The organism is Microbacterium cremeum (assembly GCF_015277855.1).
GTDB lineage: Bacteria > Actinomycetota > Actinomycetes > Actinomycetales > Microbacteriaceae > Microbacterium > Microbacterium cremeum.
On sequence record NZ_CP063812.1, the window covers coordinates 648,655 to 670,752 of the forward strand.

General features: G+C 71.0%; 18 protein-coding genes and 1 pseudogene. 10 read left to right on the forward strand and 9 right to left on the reverse strand.

Annotated elements, in window-relative coordinates:
* Position 1: 1 nt before the first annotated feature.
* Positions 2-187: a hypothetical protein gene (locus IM778_RS02780; RefSeq protein WP_194410583.1), complete on the reverse strand. Its 186-nt coding sequence runs from the start codon at positions 185-187 to the stop codon at positions 2-4.
* Positions 188-318: 131 nt separating this feature from the next.
* Here IM778_RS02780 and IM778_RS02785 point away from each other — a divergent pair, with 131 nt between their 5' ends.
* From IM778_RS02785 to IM778_RS02795, 3 genes are all read left to right on the forward strand, one after another.
* Positions 319-681, forward strand: a complete 363-nt coding sequence (locus tag IM778_RS02785) for a VOC family protein (protein ID WP_194410584.1) — start codon at positions 319-321, stop codon at positions 679-681.
* Positions 682-777: 96 nt separating this feature from the next.
* Complete coding sequence (locus IM778_RS02790) at positions 778-2,013, forward strand: HupE/UreJ family protein (protein ID WP_194410585.1); 1,236 nt, start codon at positions 778-780, stop codon at positions 2,011-2,013.
* 109 nt (positions 2,014-2,122) lie between these two features.
* Positions 2,123-3,838 (forward strand): L-serine ammonia-lyase, iron-sulfur-dependent, subunit alpha, encoded by a 1,716-nt coding sequence (locus IM778_RS02795; protein ID WP_194410586.1) that lies wholly within the window; start codon positions 2,123-2,125, stop codon positions 3,836-3,838.
* A gap of 786 nt (positions 3,839-4,624) precedes the next feature.
* On the opposite strand, the gene IM778_RS02800 is transcribed toward IM778_RS02795, so the two are convergent.
* Complete coding sequence (locus tag IM778_RS02800; protein WP_194410587.1) at positions 4,625-5,527, reverse strand: PDDEXK family nuclease; 903 nt, start codon at positions 5,525-5,527, stop codon at positions 4,625-4,627.
* Positions 5,528-6,183: 656 nt separating this feature from the next.
* Between IM778_RS02800 and IM778_RS02805 the strand changes: the two genes are divergently transcribed.
* Positions 6,184-6,639 (forward strand): Hsp20/alpha crystallin family protein, encoded by a 456-nt coding sequence (locus tag IM778_RS02805; protein ID WP_194410588.1) that lies wholly within the window; start codon positions 6,184-6,186, stop codon positions 6,637-6,639.
* A 50-nt stretch (positions 6,640-6,689) separates the two neighbouring features.
* Here IM778_RS02805 and IM778_RS02810 read toward each other — a convergent pair whose 3' ends face one another.
* Positions 6,690-7,280, reverse strand: coding sequence for a thymidine kinase (locus IM778_RS02810; RefSeq protein ID WP_194410589.1), 591 nt, complete (start codon positions 7,278-7,280; stop codon positions 6,690-6,692).
* A 65-nt stretch (positions 7,281-7,345) separates the two neighbouring features.
* Here IM778_RS02810 and IM778_RS02815 point away from each other — a divergent pair, with 65 nt between their 5' ends.
* A complete protein-coding gene (locus tag IM778_RS02815; protein WP_194410590.1) occupies positions 7,346-8,455 on the forward strand; it encodes a DUF2804 domain-containing protein in 1,110 nt (369 codons plus the stop codon).
* A gap of 154 nt (positions 8,456-8,609) precedes the next feature.
* Here the strand turns inward: IM778_RS02815 and IM778_RS02820 are convergent, their stop codons facing one another.
* Positions 8,610-9,050, reverse strand: coding sequence for a MarR family winged helix-turn-helix transcriptional regulator (locus tag IM778_RS02820; RefSeq protein ID WP_194410591.1), 441 nt, complete (start codon positions 9,048-9,050; stop codon positions 8,610-8,612).
* Positions 9,051-9,093: 43 nt separating this feature from the next.
* Here IM778_RS02820 and IM778_RS02825 point away from each other — a divergent pair, with 43 nt between their 5' ends.
* The 3 genes and pseudogenes from IM778_RS02825 to IM778_RS02835 all read left to right on the forward strand — a co-directional run bounded on the left by IM778_RS02825 (position 9,094) and on the right by IM778_RS02835 (position 13,428).
* A complete protein-coding gene (locus IM778_RS02825; RefSeq protein ID WP_194410592.1) occupies positions 9,094-10,908 on the forward strand; it encodes a DUF2207 domain-containing protein in 1,815 nt (604 codons plus the stop codon).
* A 162-nt stretch (positions 10,909-11,070) separates the two neighbouring features.
* Positions 11,071-12,738, forward strand: a complete 1,668-nt coding sequence (locus tag IM778_RS02830) for an alpha-amylase family protein (RefSeq protein WP_194410593.1) — start codon at positions 11,071-11,073, stop codon at positions 12,736-12,738.
* Between the two features lie 347 nt (positions 12,739-13,085).
* A pseudogene (locus IM778_RS02835) lies at positions 13,086-13,428 on the forward strand (DUF899 family protein).
* Positions 13,429-13,464: 36 nt separating this feature from the next.
* On the opposite strand, the gene IM778_RS02840 reads toward IM778_RS02835, so the two are convergent.
* Entirely contained in the window at positions 13,465-14,400 is a 936-nt protein-coding gene (locus tag IM778_RS02840; protein WP_194410594.1) for an aggregation-promoting factor C-terminal-like domain-containing protein, read from the reverse strand.
* Positions 14,401-14,658: 258 nt separating this feature from the next.
* Positions 14,659-16,341 (reverse strand): glucose-6-phosphate isomerase, encoded by a 1,683-nt coding sequence (gene pgi, locus IM778_RS02845; RefSeq protein WP_194410595.1) that lies wholly within the window; start codon positions 16,339-16,341, stop codon positions 14,659-14,661.
* A 160-nt stretch (positions 16,342-16,501) separates the two neighbouring features.
* Between pgi and IM778_RS02850 the strand changes: the two genes are divergently transcribed.
* Entirely contained in the window at positions 16,502-16,858 is a 357-nt protein-coding gene (locus IM778_RS02850) for an HNH endonuclease (protein WP_194410596.1), read from the forward strand.
* Positions 16,859-16,914: 56 nt separating this feature from the next.
* On the opposite strand, the gene IM778_RS02855 is transcribed toward IM778_RS02850, so the two are convergent.
* On the reverse strand, positions 16,915-17,745 hold the full coding sequence (locus IM778_RS02855) for an esterase/lipase family protein (protein ID WP_194410597.1): 831 nt from the start codon (positions 17,743-17,745) through the stop codon (positions 16,915-16,917).
* A gap of 77 nt (positions 17,746-17,822) precedes the next feature.
* Positions 17,823-18,500: a TetR/AcrR family transcriptional regulator gene (locus IM778_RS02860; RefSeq protein WP_194410598.1), complete on the reverse strand. Its 678-nt coding sequence runs from the start codon at positions 18,498-18,500 to the stop codon at positions 17,823-17,825.
* 109 nt (positions 18,501-18,609) lie between these two features.
* Here IM778_RS02860 and IM778_RS02865 point away from each other — a divergent pair, with 109 nt between their 5' ends.
* The gene (locus IM778_RS02865) at positions 18,610-20,088 is read left to right on the forward strand and encodes an MFS transporter (protein WP_194410599.1); all 1,479 of its coding nucleotides are present in this window, start codon (positions 18,610-18,612) and stop codon (positions 20,086-20,088) included.
* Between the two features lie 207 nt (positions 20,089-20,295).
* Here IM778_RS02865 and IM778_RS02870 read toward each other — a convergent pair whose 3' ends face one another.
* Positions 20,296-22,026, reverse strand: a complete 1,731-nt coding sequence (locus tag IM778_RS02870) for an amidase (RefSeq protein WP_194410600.1) — start codon at positions 22,024-22,026, stop codon at positions 20,296-20,298.
* Positions 22,027-22,098: the final 72 nt, after the last annotated feature.

A 22,098-nucleotide genomic window follows, 5' to 3' on the forward strand; every position in this document is an offset into this window, starting at 1 on the left:
GTCACCGGCGCGCGTGCTCGTTGGGATCGCGTTCGAGACGCTGCGCGGCGATCGGCACCGCGACCGCGGCGACGATGCACAGCACACCGCCGATGAAGACGAGCCCCGGCAGGATCGGCGATGCGAACGAGATGCCGACCAGCCACATGCCGCCGATCAGCAGGATGCCGTAGAGGGCGAAGAGCATGGTCCACCTCCGATGGGATCGGTTCTCCCTCCGTGATACGCCGGTGGGCGGCTCGCATCGCGGGGGTTGACTTCGCCCCGGACGCCGGACTCGCTCTCGCCGCGGCATCCCGTTCGCGTCACAATGACGGCATGAGACTCGTGCAGATCGCCCAGCACGCCGACGATCTCGACCGGGCGGCCGCCTTCTACTCGGCTCTGCTGGGTGCCGAGCCGACCGCCGCGTTCGACCCGCCGGGGCTGCTGTTCTTCGACCTCGACGGCGTGCGGCTGCTGCTGGATCGCAACGCGCCGTCATCGCTCGTGTACCTGCGCGTCGACGACGTGCCTCAAGCTCTCGAGCGCCTCGCCGGGGTCGAGGTGGTCTCGGAGCCGCACGTGATCTTCCATCACGACGACGACCGCCTCGGACCCGCGGGGCACGACGAGTGGCACGCGTTCGCGAAGGACTCCGAGGGCAACACGCTCGGGCTCGTCGCCTTCCGGCCCTCCTGAGTCCGCGGTCCACGCGGCCCTCGACTCCGGGCGTTCGCCCGGCGGACCGCTCTCGTTCACACGCATTGCCGAGCATCGAGTGCCCGAAGGAGCCCGATGCCACCCCGTCACCCCCGCCGCCGCCCCGCCCACCGTCCGCTGGTCCGTCTCGTCTTCGCCGTCCTCGCGCTCGCCGTGGGGCTGGCCGCGTCGCCGGCCGCGGCGACGCCGGCCGCCGCCCACGGCTTCTCGAGCGTGGTCTACGTCCAGGCCTCGGCGCTCGGCGGTGACACGGTCGGCACGGTCGTCGAGCTCGAGTACGACCTCCTGGTCTCGTCGGTGGCGCAGTACGCCGACGCGCCGGAGTTCTCGCAGGACGGCATGGACGTGTGGAAGACGGGGGAGGAGGCATCCGCCCTCAACGCGTACGACGACGCGATCGTCGCCTACGTCACCGCGCGCTTCGGCGTCTCCGCCGACGGGGCCGCGTGCGATCCGCGGCAGGCGGGCGAGCTCAGCGCGACCGAGCGCGACGGCGTCCCGTACGCCGTGCTGACGCTCGAGCACGACTGCCCGCCGTCGGGCGTGCACGAGATCCGCAGCGCGCTGTTCCCCGACGGCGAGAACTACGTGCGCAACACGGTCACGATCGTCGAGTACGAGCTCGACACCCAGGCCGGCACCGCGACTCTCGACAAAGGTGCGCCCGTCTTCAGCACCCAGCAGTCCCTCGGCGAACGGCTCGGCCACTTCTTCGTGCTCGGCGCCGAGCACCTGCTGTTCGGCATCGACCACGTGCTGTTCCTGCTCGCGCTCATCGTCGGCTCGCGACGCCTGCGCGACATCGTGCTCGCGGCGACCGCGTTCACGCTCGCGCACTCGGTGACGTTCATCCTCGCGGCGCTGGGCGTCGTGTCGGTGCCGGCCGCGATCGTCGAGCCGGTGATCGCGCTGTCGATCGCCGTCGTCGCGCTCTGGTACCTGTGGCGGGTGTGGCGCGAGCGGGGCGGCCTGTTCGCGGAGGCCACCGCTCCCGCGAAGCGGGGGTTCGAAGCGACGGATGCCGCACGCCTGACGGTCGTGTTCCTCTTCGGCCTGCTGCACGGCGTCGGGTTCGCGGGTGCCCTCGGTATCGACGAGCCGTTCTCGTGGCAGCTGCTGGGCTCGCTGCTGGTCTTCAACGTCGGCATCGAGGCGGTGCAGGTGGCGATCATCCTCGCGGTGTTCCCGCTGCTGCTGCTCCTGCGCCGTCGCGCCCCTCGCACCGGCCTGGGCGTCGGGATCGCCGTCGCTGGGGGAGTCGCCGCCATGGGCCTGGTGTGGTTCGTCGAGCGTCTGCTCGGCCTCGGCTGAGAGGTTCGCGGCAGACTGCGTGGCGCAGGTGGGTGGGTCGAGGCATCCTGCTGCTATCGAGTCGGTAACGGGGTGCAGAGTGCCCACCGGCACGGCGTAGCCTGGACGGGTGAGCGCCTACGTCTCGGCGTTCGAGCTGTTCTCCATCGGTGTAGGACCCTCGAGCTCCCACACGGTCGGTCCCATGCGGGCCGCCCATGACTTCGTCGTGCGACTGCGCGAAGCCGGCCTGCTGCCGCGCGTCGGCCGCGTGACCTGCACGCTGTACGGATCGCTCGGCGCGACCGGCATCGGCCACGGCACACCCGACGCCGTGGTCGCCGGCCTCCGCGGCCTCGAGCCCGAGACCGTGGACCCCGATGCCGTGCGTGCCGCCTGGAGCGGATGGCCCGCGGACGCCATGCTCGACCTCGGCGGTGAGCGGCAGATCCCGTTCGACCGGGGCGACGTCGTGTTCGCACCGCGGACGCGGCTGCCGGCGCACCCCAACGCGATGACGCTCGAGGCCTGGGCCACGGCCGACGACGGACCCGTGCGTGCCGTGGCCGCCGCGACGGGGGTGCGCGAGACGGGGGCCGCGGTAGCTCCGGTGGTGACGGCGCCGGGGGCGGTCGCGCCGGGAGCGATCGCGTCGGGGACGGTCGCGCCGGGGGCGACGGGGTCGGGGACGGTCGCGCCGGGGACGGTCGCGCCGGGGGCGACGGGGTCGGGGACGGTCGCGCCGAGAGCGACGGATGCCGGACTCCTCGTCCGCGAGACCTATTACTCCGTCGGCGGCGGGTTCATCCGCCGAGACGGCGAGCCGACGGCAGGGGAAGGTGCCCACCCGTTCCCGCTCGCGTTCACGAGCGCCGAGGAACTGCTCGCCCTGTGCGACGAGCGCGGGCTCACGATCGCCGAGGCGGCGAGGCTCAACGAGGCGGCGGGGCGCAGCGATGAGGAGATCGCCGAGGGCCTCGACGCGATCTGGGACGCGATGGCCGCCTGCGTGAACGCGGGCCTGCACGCCGGCGGCGTGCTGCCCGGGATGCTGGGAGTTAAGCGCCGTGCCGCCGCGATCCGCGTGCAGCTGGAGGCCGCCGAAGCCGACGGCCGGAGGGAACTGCCCGGCGAGTGGCTCGGTGCGTTCGCGCTCGCGGTGAACGAAGAGAACGCCGCCGGCGGGCGCGTCGTCACGGCGCCGACGAACGGCGCCGCGGGCATCGTTCCGGCGGTCGCGATGTACTGGTGGCGCTTCCTCGCCGACTCCGGGCTCGGGGCCGGCAACGCCGTGACTCCCTACGGCGAGCTCGTCGGCAGCGCCCTCCTCGGCTACCACGGACACGCCGTCGCACCCGAGGGGGCCGCCCGCTGGGACGACGAGCAGGTGGCCGAGGCGAACCGCCGCCGAGGCATCCGTCGTTTCCTGCTCACGGCGACCGCGCTGGGCTCGCTGTTCAAGGCGAACGCCTCGATCTCGGGGGCCGAGGGCGGCTGCCAGGCCGAGGTCGGCTCCGCGTGCGCGATGGCGGCGGGCGGGCTGACGGCGGTCATGGGCGGCACCAACCGCCAGATCGAGAACGCCGCCGAGATCGCGATGGAGCACCACCTCGGCCTCACGTGCGATCCGGTCGGCGGGCTCGTGCAGATCCCGTGCATCGAGCGCAACGCGATCGCCGCGTCGACGGCGGTCACCGCGGCCCGCCTCGCGCTGCGCGGCGACGGCAGCCACTACGTCTCGCTCGACGCCGTCGTCGAGACCATGCGCCAGACCGGCATCGACATGTCGCATAAGTACAAGGAGACCAGCGAGGGCGGCCTCGCGGTCAACGTCATCGAGTGCTGACGCTTCCCGCGGTGCTCTCGCGCGGGTTTCGTGTGCTCGGGTCGGGGTTGCCCGGTTCAGGTGGCGCAACACGCGGAATCGAGCGAGCGATGCCGCGTGTCGTGCCACGTGAATGCACGCGGTTCCGCGGGTTTCGTGTGCTCGGGTCGGGGTTGCCCGGTTCAGGTGGCGCAACACGCGGAATGGCGTGACGGATGCCGCGTGTCGTGCCACGTGAATGCACGCGGTTCCGCGGGTTTCGTGTGCTCGGGTCGGGGTTGCCCGGTTCAGGTGGCGCAACACGCGGAATCGGGTGAGCGATGCCGCGTGTCGTGCCACGTGAACGCGCGCGGTTGCGCGGGTTTCGTGTGCTCGGGTCGGGGTTGTCTGGTTCAGGTGGCGCAACACGCGGAATGGGGTGAGCGATGCCGCGTGTCGTGCCACGTGAACGCGCGCGGTTGCGCGGGGTCGCGTCGCGTGGTCGGGTCCGGGGTTGTCTGGTTCAGGTGGCGCAACACGCGGAATGGGGTGAGCGATGCCGCGTGTCGTGCCACGTGAACGCGCGCGGTTGCGCGGGGTCGCGTCGCGTGGTCGGGTCCGGGGTTGCCTGGTTCAGGTGGCGCAACACGCGGAATGGCGTGGCGGATGCCGCGTGTCGTGCCACGTGAATGCGCGCGGTTGCGCGGGGTCGCGTCGCGTGCTCGGGTCGGGGTTGCCCGGTTCAGGTGGCGCAACACGCGGAATGGCGTGACGGAGTTCGCGTGTCGTGCCACGCGAACGCACACACGCCCGCGCCCCGCCACGCGCCTACGACGGCGTGGGGTTCCAGCCGCGCCGACGCAGGACCGACCGCACGATCGCCACCCCGCGTCGATCGGCGCTGCGCACGTGCGCGGACGTGAGGCGGACGACCTCCCAACCCTCGGCGACGTACGCGGCGTACTTGTCGATGTCGCGATTCCACTGCGCGCGATCGGTGCGGTGGTGGTCGCCCTCGATCTCGACCACAGTCCGATACTCGCGAAACACGAACTCCGTGATCCCCAGAAGGACCCCGCGACCGTCGCGGATCTCGACGTCGAGCTCGGGCGTCGGCAGTCCGTCGGCCGCGGCATCCAGTCGGAAGTCGGTCTCGAGCGGCGACGCACTGCCCACCTGAATGAGCGGAAGCGCCTCGACGAGGCGACCGATGCCGCGGCGCCTGCCGGCGGAGACGATCGCCGTGAGGTCCTCGATCGTGCCGAGGCGCTCGCCTGGCTGAGGCCTTCCACGCTGGTCGCGAGGGATGCGCACGATCTGATCGCCGAGCGCGACGAGCTCTCGCACGCTGAGCTCCGCAGCGAGCATGGCCCACGTCGAGGCCGCGTCCGTTGTGCGTATCCCAGCGTGCACGCGCACGTTCGCGAGTTGCGGCTCGACTTTGATTCCACGGATGCCTCGTGCCCGCGGTGCACGCGCCGGTGCGAACACGGCGACCTCGAGGCGTGTGCCCGGGCCGACCGAGAAGCCGAGATGCACCGCGGCGCTTCGCCCTGCGAGGAACACGTGCGGCCGCATCGCTGTCGCGTACGCCTCGATCTTTCGCTGCTCGCTGCGCTGGGCGACCTCGTCGATGGACAGATCCAGGCCGGGCTCGGGAACTTCCTCAGCCTGACGGACGCCATGGAACGGTGCGCTGAGGTCGCTCGCCTGCAATCGGCCGGATGACACGCCGCATCGGCGAGCCTCGGCGACGGCGAAGGCGCTTCCGAGGCGCTCGGGCAACGGAGTCGGACGGGCAGACATCTGACGAAGATGCCGTGCGCGGACGCCACCTGGGGCGCGGCGGCCCGAGATTGTGAGCGCCGCACCGCACACCGCCACCTGTGGAGGAGACGCTGCTCACCGCCGATTCCAGATTCACGTGGCGCGACACGCGGGGTAAGTGGGGTGATTCCGCGTGTTGTGCCACTTGAGCTGGCGGTGTGGTTGTTCGCGCGGGGTGGCGCGCTGGCGCCGGGGGCTTCGGGTGGCGCGACACGCGGGGTGGGTGGGGTGATTCCGCGTGTTGTGCCACTTGAGCTGGCGGTGTGGTTGTTCGCGCGGGGCGGCGCGCCGGCGCGGGGGCTTCGGGTGGCGCGACACGCGGGGTGGGTGGGGTGATTCCGCGTGTTGTGCCACTTACGGCGACGGCAACGGCTGCGGCTGCGGCGGGCAGCAGCGGTCGCGCGCCGCGACCGGCCACGAAGAACGGCCGCGGACGGATGCCGGGGCATCCGTTCGTTCTGGGCGAACACGGACGCTCTTAGCACTCGGCCAGGCAGAGTGCTAATCTGTCGTTAGTTGAGTCGAGTGGGCTCAACTCTAGGACAGAGAGGAGATATCCCATGGCCACGTACGACCCGTTCCGTGACCTCGACCGCCTCGCGTCGAGTCTCTTCGACACGCGCCGCGGCCCGCGCCGCATGCCGATGGACCTCTACCGCGACGGCGATCACTACGTGCTGACCGCCGATCTGCCGGGCATCGACCCCGGCTCGGTCGACATCGACGTCGACGGCCAGCTGCTGACGATCCGTGCCGAGCGCACGCTCAGCACGGGCGACGGCGTCAAGTGGATCACGCGCGAGCGCGAAGCTGCGAGCTTCCTGCGCCAGCTCAACCTGGGTCAGGGCATCGACACCGAGCGCATCTCGGCGAGCTACAGCAACGGCGTGCTGAGCGTCACGATCCCGGTGAGCGAGCAGGCCAAGCCGCGCAAGATCGAGGTGATGGCCGAGAGTAGCAACCCGACGATCAAGGCGCACGAGTCGAACGAGACTCCTCAGCCGATCGAGCAGTAAGGATCGACAGAGACGGATGCCTCGTCCCGCCGGGACGAGGCATCCGTCGTTCACGCCGCCGGCGGCCGGTCGCCGGTGAAGTGCCGGCGGCAGCGCGCCTGGTACGACTCGATGCCGCCCACCTGCGCCTGCGTCGGAATGCTCGGGTCTCCGGACTCTCCTGAGACGAGGCGCTGATGGAACGCGGCGTCCGCGCCGCACACCGCGCACACCGCGGTGAGCTTGAGGACGTCCTCGGCCAGAGCCATGAGCGACGGCAGCGGCTCGAACGGGCGCCCGTCGAAGGTGACGCACAGTCCGGCGACGATGACGTTGAGTCCGCCGGCGACGAACGCGCTCACGGCGGGGACGAGGGCCGCTCCGAAGAACTGCGCCTCGTCGATCGCGACGACGTCGAGACCGCGGCCACGCACGTGCGAGACGAGCGCATCGACGTCGGGAACCGAATGCGATTCGATGCGGAGTCCGGAATGCGAGCTCACCTGCCCCGGGCCTCGGCGGTCGTCGAGCGTGTGGCTGACCACCTCGACCGAGAGCCCGGCGATGCGCGCCCGCCGTACGCGGCGGAGCAACTCTTCGGACTTGCCGGCGAACATCGGTCCGGCGACGACTTGCAGACGAGCGAGTGCGGGCGGATGCATGGCGCCACCCTACGGCGCTCTAGGATCGAACCACGCCCCACTACGGACCGTCAGCAAGGATGCCGATGACCGCATATTCCTCCGTGCCCGGTGCCGCCCTCCGAGAGCTCTCGGAGCGGACGTCGCTGACCCTGCCGAACGGCCGCCTCAATCCCGATGCCGTCGGGTGGGCGCGTCAGCCGATCATCGATACGTCGGGGATCGCGCGCGGACGAGGGCGCAACAAGCGGTGGGAGTACTGGAACGTCACCACCCCGACGCACATCCTCGCGCTCACCGTCTCGTCGATCGACTACGCCGCCGTGCACGAGGTGTGGGTGCTCGACCGCGCCACCGAGCGCTCGTGGGGCAAGACCTCGACCCTGATCCCGACGCGCGGCGCCGAGCTGCCGGCGGCCGTCGAGAGCGGCCGCGCCCGGGCACGTGCGAAGGGACTCGAGATCGACATCGACTCCTCGGCAGGCGCGGGAGTCGAAACGGCTTCCGGTGCGGAAGCCGACTCAGACCCGGAAGGCGGCTCGGGACCGGAAGCCGGCCCCGGGGCTGCCCGCCGCACGCGCCTGCGGGCGAGGACGACGGATGTCGCATTCGACGTCGTCGCCGAGCTCCCGGACGCGCACGAGCGGCTCGCCGTGGTGGTGCCGTGGAGCAGCACCCGGTTCCAGTACACCGTGAAGGACGTCGCACGCCCGGCGTGGGGCTCGCTGACGATCGAAGGGGTCACGTACGACGTGCCGGCGGGGGAGTCGTGGGCGGTGCTCGACCACGGCCGCGGCCGCTGGCCCTACGACGTGCGGTGGAACTGGGGAGCCGGGTCGGGTCGCTCCGGCGACCACGTCGTCGGCATCCAGGTCGGCGGCAGGTGGACCGCGGGCACGGGATCCACCGAGAACGCCGTCTACGTCGACGGTCGGCTGCACAAGATCCACGACGAGCTGACGTGGGAGTACGACCTCGCCGAGTGGCGGCAGCCGTGGCGGGTCACCGGCGGCGGGCTCGAGGCATCCTTCACGCCCTTCTACGACAAGACCTCGCGCATGAACCTCGGCGTCGTCTCGTCGCGCACCGACCAGTGCTTCGGCCACTGGTCGGGCAGCTTCGCGGTGGCCGACGGTTCGCCGCTGACCTTCGCCGGCATCCTCGGCTGGGCCGAAGAGGTGCACAACCGCTGGTGACGGATGCCGCGGCCCAGTGGTCGGTCGTTGAGCGGAGGGCGCTCCGGCGCCCGAAGACGAAACGCAGCAAGCTGACGTGCGACGGCGGTTGAGGGCGTTTCGCCTCGCGGAGCGGTTCCTGAGCTTGTCGAAGGGCGCTCAGCGACCGATCGGGTCAGCAGCCGGGCTGGTTCTTGCGGAGCTTCGAGGTGAGGTTCCGCAGCTGGGTCAGTTCGTCGTCGCTCAGCAGCGACATCCGCTCGGCGATCGCCTTGCCGTGGGCACTGGCGACCCGGCGGAAGAGGGAGGCTCCGGCATCCGTCGCCCGCACGAGCGACCCGCGTCCGTCGTCGGGATCCGCGCACTTCGTGATCAGGCCGCGCGCGACCATGCGATCGACCAGGCGCGACACGCTCGGCTGGCTGATCAGCATGTTCGCCGTCACGTCGCGCAGGCGCGCGGTCATGTCGTCGCCGCGCGTCACGGTGAGCAGGACGTCGTACTCGGCCTGACTGAGCGTGCCGTCGTCGAAGTCGTCGTTGACGTCGCCGAAGATCTCGTGCTGCGCGCGGAACAGGCTCTCCCAGGCGTCGATGGCGAGGCGGCGATCGGTCATAGCGACAAGATTACGGCGAACCACCACCCCTAGGCTGGCCACCATGGGGACTTCTGCCATCGCGCCGTCGCGCGGGCCGATCCGGTCGCTGACGGCCATGCTTCTCGGAGCGCTGCTGGGCGGGCTGCTGATCACCGCGACCGCCACCGGCGCAGTGCCGGCGCACGCCGATGTCGACGACTTCACGTTCGAGAGCCTCGACGCCGAGTACCAGCTCGGGCGCACCGAGGAAGGGGTCAGCACCCTGACCGTCGTCGAGACGTTCGTGGCGGTGTTCCCCGAGTTCGACCAGAACCGGGGCATGCGGCGCACGATCCCGGACTCGTACCAGGGCGCGCCGCTGAACCCCGAGCTCGTCTCGATCACCGACGAGAACGGGGTGCCTCGCAACTCGGAGGTCGAGTCGGACGACGGCTCGTACATGATGACCTCGCGCGGGGACGGCTACGTCCACGGACGGCAGACCTACGTCTTCACCTACACCCTCGAGAACGTCACGCGATTCTTCGCCGACACCGATGCGGACGAGTTCTACTGGGACGTCAACGGCACCGACTGGCGGCAGTCGTTCGGCCGCGTCACCGCGCGGGTCACGATCCCCGCCGAGCTGGCAGACGCGCGAACCGGGCAGCAGGCGTGCTACGCCGGATACCAGGGATCGACCTCGCAGACGTGCACCATCACCGATGTCGGAGATGGGGTCGAGGCATCCGCCGGACCGCTCGAGCCGTATCAGACGCTGACGATCGCGATCGGCTTCGACGCCGACACGTTCACCGAGTTCGACTCGTCGTACCTCGCGTCGCCGTGGGGCTGGCTGCAGGGCGCCGTGGCGCTGCTGGGCCTCGGCGGCGCCGTCACCGCCGCCGGCGTGGCGCGGCGGCGGCACCTGCGCGACGAGCCCGGCCGGCCGGTCATCATCGCCGAGTACACGCCGCCCCGCGAGGTCGATGCGCTCGAGAGCGCCGTGCTGCTCGGGCTCTCCGCGAAGGGCATCCCGGCCGAGGTGCTCGAGCAGGCGGTGGTCGGAAGCATCCGTATCGAAGAAGGGCACCGCAAGCTCTTCGGCGGGGTGAAGCTGAAGGCCGTGCTCGTGGACCCCTCACGCGCCGACGGCGACGGCAGGATGCTGCTCGAAGGCCTCTTCCCGCACGGGCGGCCGGGCGAGGAGTTCGAGTTCGGTCGCAGCGACACGAGGTTCTCGTCGGCCGCGCAGAAGATCCTCAAGGCCGCGAACCAGGAGCTCGCCACCCGAGGTCTCCGTCGCGCGGTGCCGGCGTCGGCGCGAGTGGGGCCGGTGCTGGTGGCCATCCTGGCGGCCGTGCTCGTCTTCCTCCTCGGGTTCGGCGCGCTCTCGGCGTTCGTCGCACCGCTCGTCCCGATCGCGCTGATCGTCGCGGCGGTGGTGGCGGTGTTCGTCGTCGTCGGGCTGGTCTCGCACAAGCCGCTCACTGCGGCGGGCGCGGAGGTGCGCGACCACCTCGCCGGGCTCAAGCAGTTCATCGAGTGGGCCGAGGCCGACCGCATCCGGATGCTGCAGTCGCCGCGGGGCGCCGAGCGCGTGCCCGTCGACGTCTCGGATCCGCGGGTGAAGCTGAAGCTCTACGAGGCGCTGCTGCCGTACGCCGTGGTGTTCGGGCAAGAGAAGGAATGGGCGCGCGAGCTCGCCGTCCTGTACGGCGACGGCAACTCTCCCGGGTGGTACTCCGGCAGCTCCGGGTTCAACGCCGCCGCCTTCTCGGCGGGCATCTCGAACCTGTCGTCGTCGACCGCTTCTTCGTCGTCCACGTCGGGCGGGTCGTCCGGCGGCGGGTCCGCCGGCGGTGGCGGAGGCGGCGGAGGTGGCGGCGGCGTGTGAGACGGTCCGCACGCCCCCTCCCGGCGCCGCTGACGCGTCGCCCGGAGCCTCCGGGCGCGTGAGCCCAGCCGCGACCGCGGCCCTCCCGCGCGGATAGCGGATCGCGCGCCGCGGCGGAAGGGGCTGTCGCGCGGCACGGGCGTCAAGGCAGACTCGGCCCCCATGAGGATCACCGATACCAGTGACCTGTGGTGGAAGTCGGCTGTCGTCTACTGCCTCGACGTCGAGACGTACCTCGACTCGGACGGCGACGGCGTCGGCGACCTGCAGGGGCTTGCGGCGCGCATCGACTATCTGGCGCAGCTGGGCGTCACGTGCCTGTGGCTGATGCCGTTCTACCCCTCGCCCGACCTCGACGACGGGTACGACGTCACGGACTTCTACGGCATCGACCCACGGCTGGGCAACCACGGCGCGTTCGTCGAGATGGTGCGCACGGCGAACGACCGCGGTCTGCGCGTGATCGTCGACCTGGTCGTCAATCACACGTCGGATCGGCATCCGTGGTTCGTCGCCGCGAAGCGGAGCGTGAACTCGCCGTACCGCGACTTCTACGTGTGGCGCGACGATCCGCCGCCCAAGGGTCAGAAGAACACCGTCTTCCCCGGTGAGGCCGACGGCATCTGGACGAAGGACGAGAAGTCGGGCCAGTGGTACCTGCACAGCTTCTACGAGCACCAGCCCGACCTCAACATCGCGAACCCGGCGGTGCGCGACGAGATCGCGCGCACGATCGGGTTCTGGCTTCAGCTGGGCGTGGCAGGCTTCCGCGTGGACGCGGTGCCGTTCTTGCTCGAGGTCCCCGAGGGGGCCGACATGGCGGACCCCCATGACTTCCTCCGCGACGTGCGGCGCTTCATGCAGCGCCGGTCGAGCGAGGCGGTGCTGCTCGGCGAGGTCAACCTCCCCTACGAGCAGCAGGTGGCGTACTTCGGGGCGAACGACGACGGCCAGGAGCTGACGATGCAGTTCGACTTCGTCGCCATGCAGCGGCTGTACCTGTCGCTGGTGCGGCAGAACCCCGAGCCGCTCGTCGAGGCGCTGACGAAGCGGCCGAAGCTGCCGGTCGAGACGCAGTGGGCCAACTTCCTGCGCAACCATGACGAGCTGACCCTCGACCAGCTGAGCGAGGACGAGCGGCAGGAGGTGTTCGAGGCGTTCGCCCCCGACGAACGGCAGCGCGTGTACGGACGCGGCATCGTGCGTCGCCTGCCGACGATGCTGCAGGGCGACCCGCGGCGGATCCGCATGGCGTACAGCCTGCTGTTCACGCTTCCGGGCACGCCGGTGCTGTTCTACGGCGAAGAGATCGGCATGGGTGAGAACCCGGAGATCCCGGTGCGTCAGGCCGTGCGCACGCCCATGCAGTGGTCGCGCGACAAGAACGGGGGATTCTCGGATGCCGCGGCCTCGCGACTCGCGTCGAAGCCGCCGTCCGACGGGTACGCGCCCCAGCACATCAACGTGGCCGATCAGATCGAAGACCGCGACTCCCTCTTGCACTTCTTCCGCGAGCTCATCTGGCGCTACCGCATCTCTCCCGAGCTCGGCTGGGGAGAGTTCGAGGTGCTGTCGCACGAGAGTCCGGCGGTCCTGGTGCACTCGCTGCGCGCCGATGTCGGGCGGATGGTGGCGGTCCACAACTTCGCGGACGTGCCGACGCTGGTCCGATTCTCGGTGGATGACGAGCCGGATGGTGCCGCTCTCGTCGACCTGCTCGGCGCGCATCGGTACGACCTCGACGACCGCGGTCGGGTGGAGCTCGAAGTCGACCCGTACGGGTACCGGTGGTTCCGCGTGTCGCGACCCGGGGACGGGCGCGTGACGTAGAGGGCGGCGTCGACCTCGCGGAGAGAGCCGCGGCAAGAGTAAGGGCCGGTCGGAGAGGCTTACCGACCGGCCCTTGTCCCTTGCACCAAGAGTGTCCTGCAATCACATGCCGGTAGCTGCCACAGCAAAACAACTACCGTGCATGCACTCTATAACGGCCAGGTAACGACGGCAAGGGTTTGCCGTTATCTTTTTGTGATTCAGTTCGCGCGTCCCCGAAGTGCCTGATCACGTGCCCTCCCGCCGCCCCGCTGATCGGCGCTGACGCGCGCACGACGGCAACCCCTTGACCTTCGCGCCGGGATGTGTACAGTGTGAACATATCGCCCGCCGATCCGGAGGCCGTCATGCCGAGCACGACTGAGAAAGCACTTCCGCCCGTCGTCGACGCCACGCAGTGGCGCCGAGAGCTCGATGCGCTGCGGGCGCGGGAGAAGGCCGCGACGCGCGAGCTCGATGCCATCGCCGCTCAGCGACGGCGTCTGCCCATGGTCGAGCTGCCGGAGTACCGACGGGCGCGGCAAGCAGCTCGCACACACGTTCCCGCTGGTCGACCTGCTGCCGTACGGACGGCAGGAGTCGTGGCAGGACTCGCCTGACGGCTGGCCGCAGCGCGAGACGTTCGACGGCTGGCTCAGCTCGCAGGACGTCGCGCGCCTCTACGGCCCGGCGTCAGCGCACATCGACTGACCCGCGTCCCCTGCGCCGGGAGGGGCGCCGGGAAGGTCAGTACCAGTTGGTCGCCTGCGAGTGGCCCCACGCCGCGCAGGGGGTGCCGTACGCACGCGCGATGTAGTCCAGGCCCCAGCGGATCTGCGTCGTGGCGTTGGTCTGCCAGTCGGCACCGGCGCTGGCCATCTTGTTGCCGGGAAGGGACTGCGGGATGCCGGTGGCGCCGCTGGAGGCGTTGTAGGCCTGGTAGTTCCAGCCCGACTCCTTCGTCCACAGCGACTCGAGGCACGAGAACTGGCCGTCGCCCCAGCCGTAGTCCGACGCGGCGAGCTGACGTGCGGTCGCCTTCGCGCCCTCCGGGGTGTTGGCGGCGGCCTGCGCGGCTGCCGCAGCTGCCGCCGCAGCGGCGGCCTCGGCCTCGCGCTGCGCCTGAGCGGCCGCCTCGGCCGCGGCGACCGCAGCGGCGGTCTCGGCAGCACGCTGGGCGAGGCCGGCGTTGAGCCGTTCGCGAACGTCGGCCGCCAGCTCGGTGACCTCTTCCGCGGCCGTCGCCACGTCGGCGGTCACGTCGGGGGCGAGCATGAGCGCGACCCCGTCGAGCTCGCTGAGCCTCTCGGCGGCGTCGCGCAGGTCGCCGGTCTCGATCTCGGTCGGCTCGGCGCCGAAGTCGAGACCGGATTCGGTCACGGCGGAGGTCACCGCCTCGGCCTCGGCGAGCGCGACGCGAGCCTGCGCGAGAATGCTGCGCGCATCGGAGGTCGCATCATCGATCGGCTCGGCCATGATCGTCTCGGCCGCGAGCGACGCGGCGCCCACGGGTGAGAGAGCGGGTTCGACGGCGGCGGCGACGCTCGGCGTGGCGACGACGAATCCGGTGGTCGCGATCGTCACGGCGACGGCTCCGGCGACCACGAGCGGCGCGATGCGGCGTCGGGTCGGACGGGCGCGCAGGGCGCGGCGAGTAGGGGCGGTCTGAGTGGTGTGCTGCATGGAGGCGGCGTTCCTTCGGGTGTTCGCGCGCGTCAGCGCGCCCTGCGCGCACATCAGGCGGCGCAGCGCGCCCTCGGGTCGGGCGCGGCACAAGGCACACCGAGTCTGCGCGGCCCGTCTGGACGAATCCTCCGCCCTCCCTGGCAGAACCGTGTACGCCACGGCATCGCACGGCACCATTGCGCGGCGCGTACGGGCGCGAAGACGGATGCCGTCACCCGGCGCGAGAGCCGGGGCGACGGCATCCGTCTGTCGCTGTCAGGCGCGTCGCTGTGCGGCGTAGTACGCGAGCAGACCCCGGGTCGAGGCGTCCTGCGCGGCGATCGCATCGGCGTCGCCCTCGACCGCCGGCGCGATCTGCAGGGCCAGCTGCTTGCCGAGCTCGACGCCCCACTGGTCGAACGAGTTCACGCCCCACACGACGCCCTGGGTGAAGGTGATGTGCTCGTACAGTGCGATCAGCTGGCCGAGCACCGACGGTGTGAGCGCGGGGCCGAAGATCGACGTGGTCGGCTTGTTGCCGGCGAACGTGCGGGCGGCGACGAGGGGGCCGGTCGTGCCCTCGGCCTCGACCTCGGCTGCGGTCTTGCCGAACGCCAGCGCCTTCGTCTGCGCCAGGAAGTTCGACAGGAAGAGCCCGTGCACGTCGGTCCCGCCGTCGCGGAGCGGGTACGCCGGGTTCGCGAACGCGATGAAGTCCGCCGGGATCAGGCGCGTGCCCTGGTGGATCAGCTGATAGAAGGCGTGCTGCCCGTTCGTGCCCGGCTCTCCCCAGAACACCTCGCCGGTGTCGGTCGTGACGGGGGTGCCGTCCCAGCGCACGGACTTGCCGTTGGACTCCATGGTCAGCTGCTGCAGGTACGCGGGGAAGCGGTGCAGCTGCTGCGCGTACGGGAGCACGGCGTGCGACTGCGCGCCGAGGAAGTTCGTGTACCAGATGTTCAGCAGACCCATGAGCACCGGCACGTTGCGCTCGAGCGGCGTCGTGCGCACGTGCTCGTCGACCGCGTGGAAGCCCGCGAGCAGCTCGCGGAACACGTCGGGGCCGAGCTCGATCATGAGCGAGAGGCCGATCGCCGAATCCACGGAATAGCGGCCGCCGACCCAGTCCCAGAAGCCGAACGCGTTCACCGGATCGATGCCGAAGGCGGCCACCTTGTCGATCGCGGTCGAGACGGCGACGAAGTGGTGGGCCACGGCATCCGTCTTCTGCGCGTCGCCGCCGTCGATCGCGCCGCGCGCCTGCAGGCCCGACCACAGCCACTCGCGTGCGAGGCGGGCGTTCGTGAGCGTCTCGAGCGTCGTGAACGTCTTCGAGGCGACGATGAACAGCGTCGTCTCGGGGTCGAGGCCCTTTGTCTTCTGCGCGATGTCGGTCGGGTCGATGTTCGAGACGAACCGCGCTTCGATGCCGGCGGTCGAGTAGGGCTCGAGCGCCGCCGACACCATCACGGGGCCGAGATCGGACCCGCCGATCCCGATGTTGACGATGTGCGTCACCTTCTTGCCCGTGACGCCGGTCCACTCGCCCGAGCGCACACGGTCGGCGAAGTCCGACATGCTCGAGAGCACCGCCTGGACATCGTCGTCGATGTCCTGTCCGTCGATGACCACGGCCGGCTCGGAGCAGGCGGGGCGCCGCAGCGCGGTGTGGAGGACGGCGCGGTCCTCGGTGGTGTTGATGTGCTCGCCCGCCACCATCGCGGCGTAGCGCTCGGCGACGCCGGTCTGCTCCGCCAGGCGCACGAGCGAGGCGAGGATCTCGTCGGTGATCAGGTTCTTCGAGAGGTCGACGTGCAGGTCCGCCAGCGGGAACGTCAGCCGCTCGGCGCGGCGCGGGTCGATCGCGAACCAGTCGCGCAGATCGGGGGCGAAGCCGTCGCGGTATGCGGCGAGCTCTGCCCAGGCGGACGTGGCGGTGGCATCGACGGGCGCAGTCATGCCCCTAACGTAGTCGCGCCGGTGGCCGCGGTGATTTCGCGTTACTCACCTCCCCCGGGTCGCGGTTGTGAGCGCCCCCGTGCTCCGCAGTCGGTTTCTGCGGGCGCCGGTCGCGGCTCGTCGCCGAAGGTGACTGCGGAGCGGGAGGTAGCCTTCGGGTGTGGCCGTGAGTCAGACCCGAAGGCAGCGCGCCGCGCGCCGGCGAGCGCGCCGCGTCGCCGCCGCAGACAACGACCTCACCATCGACGAGTGGGAGGCCCTCGTCGAGGCGTGGGCGGCCTGCGCATACTGCGGTGCGACCACAGGGCCGTTCCAGAAGGACTGCGTCCTGCCGATCTCGCGCGGCGGCCGCTACACGTTCGAGAACGTCGTGCCGGCGTGCCGTTCGTGCAACGCGAGCAAGAGCAACGACGAGGTCACCGGGTGGCTGCGGCGCAAGCGGCTCGACGAGCGGGCATTCCTGCTCCGGCACGTCGAGATCCTCGCCGCCTGGAGAGGGACGGGCGCCGGCGGCTGAGCGCCGTGGCTCGGCATGCGTCGTCGCGCGAGCTCATGGTGCGTCGTCGCGCGAGCTCAGGGTGCGTCGTCGCGCGAGAGCAGCGCGACACCGTCGAGCACGGCGCGGTGCGTGGTGGCCGGGCCGAGCACGCGGAAGTGGCCCGCCGTCGGCACGATGACGTTCGTCGCCCCGTCGAGCGCGCTCCCCTCGGGGATGTGCGGGTCCCACGGGCCGAAGACCGACACGATGCGGCCGTTGACGGACGTCTCGCGGCCCAGCATCACGATGATCTCGTCGTCGGGCACGAACGCCCGGATGCTCGGCACGATGAACAGGCGTGCGAGGCGTGACCCGCCGAAGGGCGTCGCCACGGTGACGAGGCCGAGGAGTCCTGACGCGCGGCCGCCGGAATGGGGAGTCGCGGTGGCGGCGGCATCCGCCGGATCTCCGCCGGATGCTGCTTCGGCCGCGGCCTCGACCGCCGCGCCGGAGGTGACGAGCGCGTGCTTGCCGATGAGCCCGCCCTTGCTGTGCGCCACGAGCACGCGCCCGGCGGGAGGCGCGGGGGTCTCGCCGAGCAGCTGCACGAGCCGCGCCGCCGTGGCGGGGACGCTCCGGCGATTGACGCCGAGGCCGTGCACGACGCGCACGCGGTGCCCCGCGGCGGCGAGCGCGTCGCCCAGCGGGCGCAGGAAGGTCCAGTGCTCGTACACGCCGGGGAGGAGGAACACCTCGGGCAGGCTTCCGTCACCGCGATGCCATGCGTCGGGCGTGGGGCGGCGTGCCCCGATCGCCCACGGAAACGACAGCACGGCGAGCTGGCGGCGGCCGGCGTAGAGGTAGTCCGCGGCCCACCACAGCGCCCGTCGCAGCATGCTCGGCCGCGCCGCGGCGTCGGGTGTCATGCGATGCAGTCTAGGGGCGACGCCGCGCCCCCGATCACCCGCCCTTCACCGCGATCCAGGCCCGCACGACGACGTCGTCAGGGTCGTGGCTCGGCCGCGCCGGCTTCGAGGCGCGCGGACGTGGGGACTCCGCGCACCCCGGTGATGGTCGACTCGACGACGGTCGAGGCCAGAGTGTCGATGACGGATGCCGGCTGCCACCGCACCGGGCCGTGCACGGCGATGTCGGCGAAGCCGTGGACGGCCGACCAGCACGCCCATTCCGCGTACGGCCGGCGCTCGGCGGCGAGCGCGCCGGCATCGACCATCGCGTCGAGCGTGTCCATGAGCACGCGGAACGGCGCGACGATCTCGTCGTCGAGCGTCACGATGTCGTCGCTCGCGATGGTGTCCTGCGTGAAGAAGGCGATCTCGAACAGGCCGCGCTCCGCTCGGGCGAAGTCGATGTACCCGAGCCCGACGCGACGCAGCCGTTCGATCGCGGCCTCGTCGGGGGCGAGGCCGCCGGGTGCGGCGGCGACGCGTTCGCCGATCGCGCGGGCGAGGGCGAGCTGCGCTTCGCGCGCCACGGCGCGGACGAGGTCCTCGCGGTCGGCGAAGTGGCGGTAGGCGGCGTTGGGCGAGACGCCGGCCGCGCGGGTCGCCTCCCGGAGCGTCACGGCCGACGGTCCGCCCGTGCGGGCGAGCTTGAGGCCCTCGTCGATGAGGGCACGTCGGAGGTCCCCGTGATGATAGGTGCGCGCGGAGGATGTCATTGCGCCGCCTCCGTCGAGTGTGTACGGTGTGAACATTGATGTGCACGATGTCCACATCGAGCCTACCCCTCGTCGCCCTGTCGTCGAATCCACACGCCGAAGGAAGTCCATGAGCCTCCCCTCGCCCGCCCCGGGCGCTCAGACCGCGGCCGAAGAGGCCGCCCAGCATCGTCCCGACGCGCGCACGCTCCGCGCCTTCTACCAGGTGCTCGTCAACACGGCCCTGGCCAATGTGACCTCGAGCTACCTGTGGTGGGCCCTGACCTTCTGGGTGTACCTCGAGACCCGGTCGGTGCTCGCCACCGCCATCATCGGCGGGTCGTACATGCTGCTCGTGGCCGTCCTGGGCGTGGTGTTCGGAGCCCTGGTCGACCGCATGAAGAAGAAGGCCGTGATGCTGCTGTCGAGCACCGTCACGCTCACCGCCTACCTGCTCGCCGGCGCGCTGTACCTGGCGTTCCCCGAGAGCACGCTCGTCGACTGGGGCGGGCCGTGGTTCTGGGTGTTCGCCGGAGTCATCCTCATCGGCGGCGTGGTCGAGAACCTCCGCAACATCGCGCTGTCGACGACTGTGACGCTCCTGGTGCCCGCCGACCGCCGCGACAAGGCGAACGGCCTGGTGGGCGCCGTCCACGGCATCGCGTTCATGGTGACGAGCGTGTTCTCGGGGCTGTCGATCGGCCTGCTCGGCATGGGGTGGACGGCGGCGATCGCGATCGCCGCCACCGCGATCGCACTCGTGCACCTGATCTTCGTGCCGATCCCCGAGCGCGGCATCGCCCACGTCGAGGGCGCGCCCACCGGGCTGAACCTGCGCGGCGTGATCCCCGCGGTCATGGTGGTGCCGGGCCTGCTCGCGCTGATCCTGTTCGCGACGTTCAACAACCTCGTGGGCGGCGTCTTCATGGCCCTCATGGACCCGTACGGTCTGACGCTGTTCTCGGTGGAGATCTGGGGCATCGTGCTGGGGGTCACCAGCTTCGGCTTCATCATCGGCGGCGGCCTCGTCGCCCGGTTCGGTCTCGGCAAGAACCCGGTGCGCACGCTGCTGCTGGTCAACGTCGGCATCGCCCTGCTCGGCATGACGTTCGCGATCCGTGAGGTGTGGTGGCTGTACGGGCTCGGCATCCTCGTCTTCATGGCGCTCATGCCGATCGCCGAGGCGTCCGAGCAGACGATCGTGCAGCGCGTGGTGCCGTTCGAGAAGCAGGGCCGCGTGTTCGGCTTCGCTGCGAGCGTGGAATCCGCCGCTGCACCGATCTCGGCGTTCCTCATCGGCCCCATCGCGGAGTTCGGGCTGATCCCGTTCATGGAGTCGGCGAGCGGGAAGCAGGCGTTCGGGTGGTTGCTCGGCGAGGGCGAGGCGCGCGGCATGGCGCTGGCCTTCGTCGGCGCGAGCCTGCTGCTGCTCCTGGTCGTCCTGCTCGCGTTCGTGTCGAAGCCGTACCGCGAGCTGTCGGCCGCGTACGCCGCTGCGCCGCCCTCGCTCCACACCGACGACGAGACGGATGCCGAGCCCGAGGCCGCTTCGGAGCCGATGGACGCGATCGGCGGGGCCGGCGAAGACCTGCGCTCGAGCGTCCGCTGACGGAGCGGGCGTCGCTCGTACGCTCGCCGCGTTTCGTCTCGGTCGCTGCGCTCCCTCGCTCAACGACCGGGGGTGCGGACCGGGGGTCGGACCCGGGGTCGGCTCGGGGCGTTTCGTCTCGGTCGCTGCGCTCTCTCGCTCAACGACCGGGGGTGCGGACCGCGGCTCGGAGCCGGTCGTTGAGCGAGCGAAGCGAGACGAAACGCGTCAGCCGAGCTCGGGCGTCCGGGGCGGGGGAGTGCGACGCGGCCGCAGCGCCTCGAACGCCGAGCTCCACGCGAGAAGCTCGGCGTCGGCATACGCCCGGCCGGCGAACGTGAGCCCGACGGGCATGCCGATGTCGGCCATCGTGCCCATCGGCACCGTGACCGTCGGGATGCCGAGATGCCGGATCGCGAGATTGCCGTTGGCCACCCACACGCCGTTGCGCCACGCCTGCACCGCCGAGTCCTCGTTCACGTCGGCGTCCGCGGGACCCACGTCGGCCACCGCCGGGAAGACCACCGCGTCGAGGCCGAGCCTCGACATCCACTCCTCCAGGTCGACGCGCCGCGTCTCTTCCAGTCCGCGCACGCCGTGTTCGAGCTCGGGGATGTCGGTGAACGACGCGTACGGGTGCTCGCGCACCTGAGCGGGATACGTCGCGATGTCGTCGTCGAATCCGGTGTACCGGTCAGGCAGCGCGCCGTCGGGGTGCGGGAAGATCGCGGCCCCGTCCACCTCATCCAGCCGGTCGAGCGACGGATCGCCGTTCGCGCGCAGGAAGTCGTCCCACGCCCACGCCGAGAGGTCGACGATCTCGCGCTGCAGGAACTCCTCGGTCACGAGCCCGCGGGTCTTGATGGTCGGCGCGCCCGGCCGGTCGCCCTCGTAGTTCGTGACGACGGGGAAGTCCACCTCGACCACCTCGGCGCCCGCAGCCTCGAGGTCGCGGCGTGCTGCCTCCCACAACGCGATCACCGACGGTCTGGTCTCGATGCGCGTGCCGGTGGGGCCGCCGATCCCTCCGTGCGGGTTGGTCCCGGCATCCGGATCGGCGTTGACGTACATGCGCGGCACCCCGAAGCGACGACCCGCGAGCGTGGCCCGCGCGCCGTCGACGTCGTGCGAGCCGAGCGCCGGGTACGACGCGGGACGCGTGGCCGAGGCATCCGGGATCTCGATCCAGGGCTGCGCGCGCCAGAAGTCACCTCGGGCCTCGGGATCGTCGGCGACCATCACGTCGAGGATCTCGAGCAGGTCGGCCATCGTGCGGGTGTGAGGCACGACGACGTCCATGGTCGGCACGAGCGGCCAATTGCCGCGCACCGAGATCACCCCGCGCGAGGGGGTGTAGGCGCACAGCGCGTTGTTCGACGCCGGCGCGCGACCGCTCGACCACGTCTCTTCGCCGAGGCCGAAGGCCGCGAAGGATGCCGCGGTGGCGGTTCCCGAGCCGTTGGACGATCCCGAGCCGAACGCCGACGTGAGGAAATCGCCGTTGTAGGGGCTCTCGGCGCGGCCGTACAGGCCGCGCTGCATGCCGCCGTTCGCCATCGGAGGCATGTTCGTCAGCCCGAGGAGGATGCAGCCCGCGCCACGCAGCCGCTCGATCGAGAACGCATCGCGTTGCGCGACGAGGTCGGCGAACGCGGGCGAGCCCGCCGCGACCGTGAGTCCGCGTGCCATGAACGAGTCCTTCGCCGTGTACGGGATGCCGTCGAGCGGCCCCCGCGTGCGCCCTTCCGCGCGGCGGCGGTCGGAGGCCTCGGCCTCGGCCCGCGCGTCGGGATTGCGCACGACGACCGAGTTGAGGGCCGTCGCCGTGCCCGCTTCGTCGTACGCGGCGAGCCGTGCGAGGTACGCGTCGACGAGCTCGACCGCGGTGACCTCGCCGGCCTCCAGGGCGGCGCGAAGCTCGGCGATCGACTTCTCGACGACGTGGAACAGACGGGTCATCGGTGTCCTCCGTGCTCGGGGCGTTTCGTCTCGGTCGCTGGCGCTCCCTCGCTCAACGACCGGAGGGTTCGG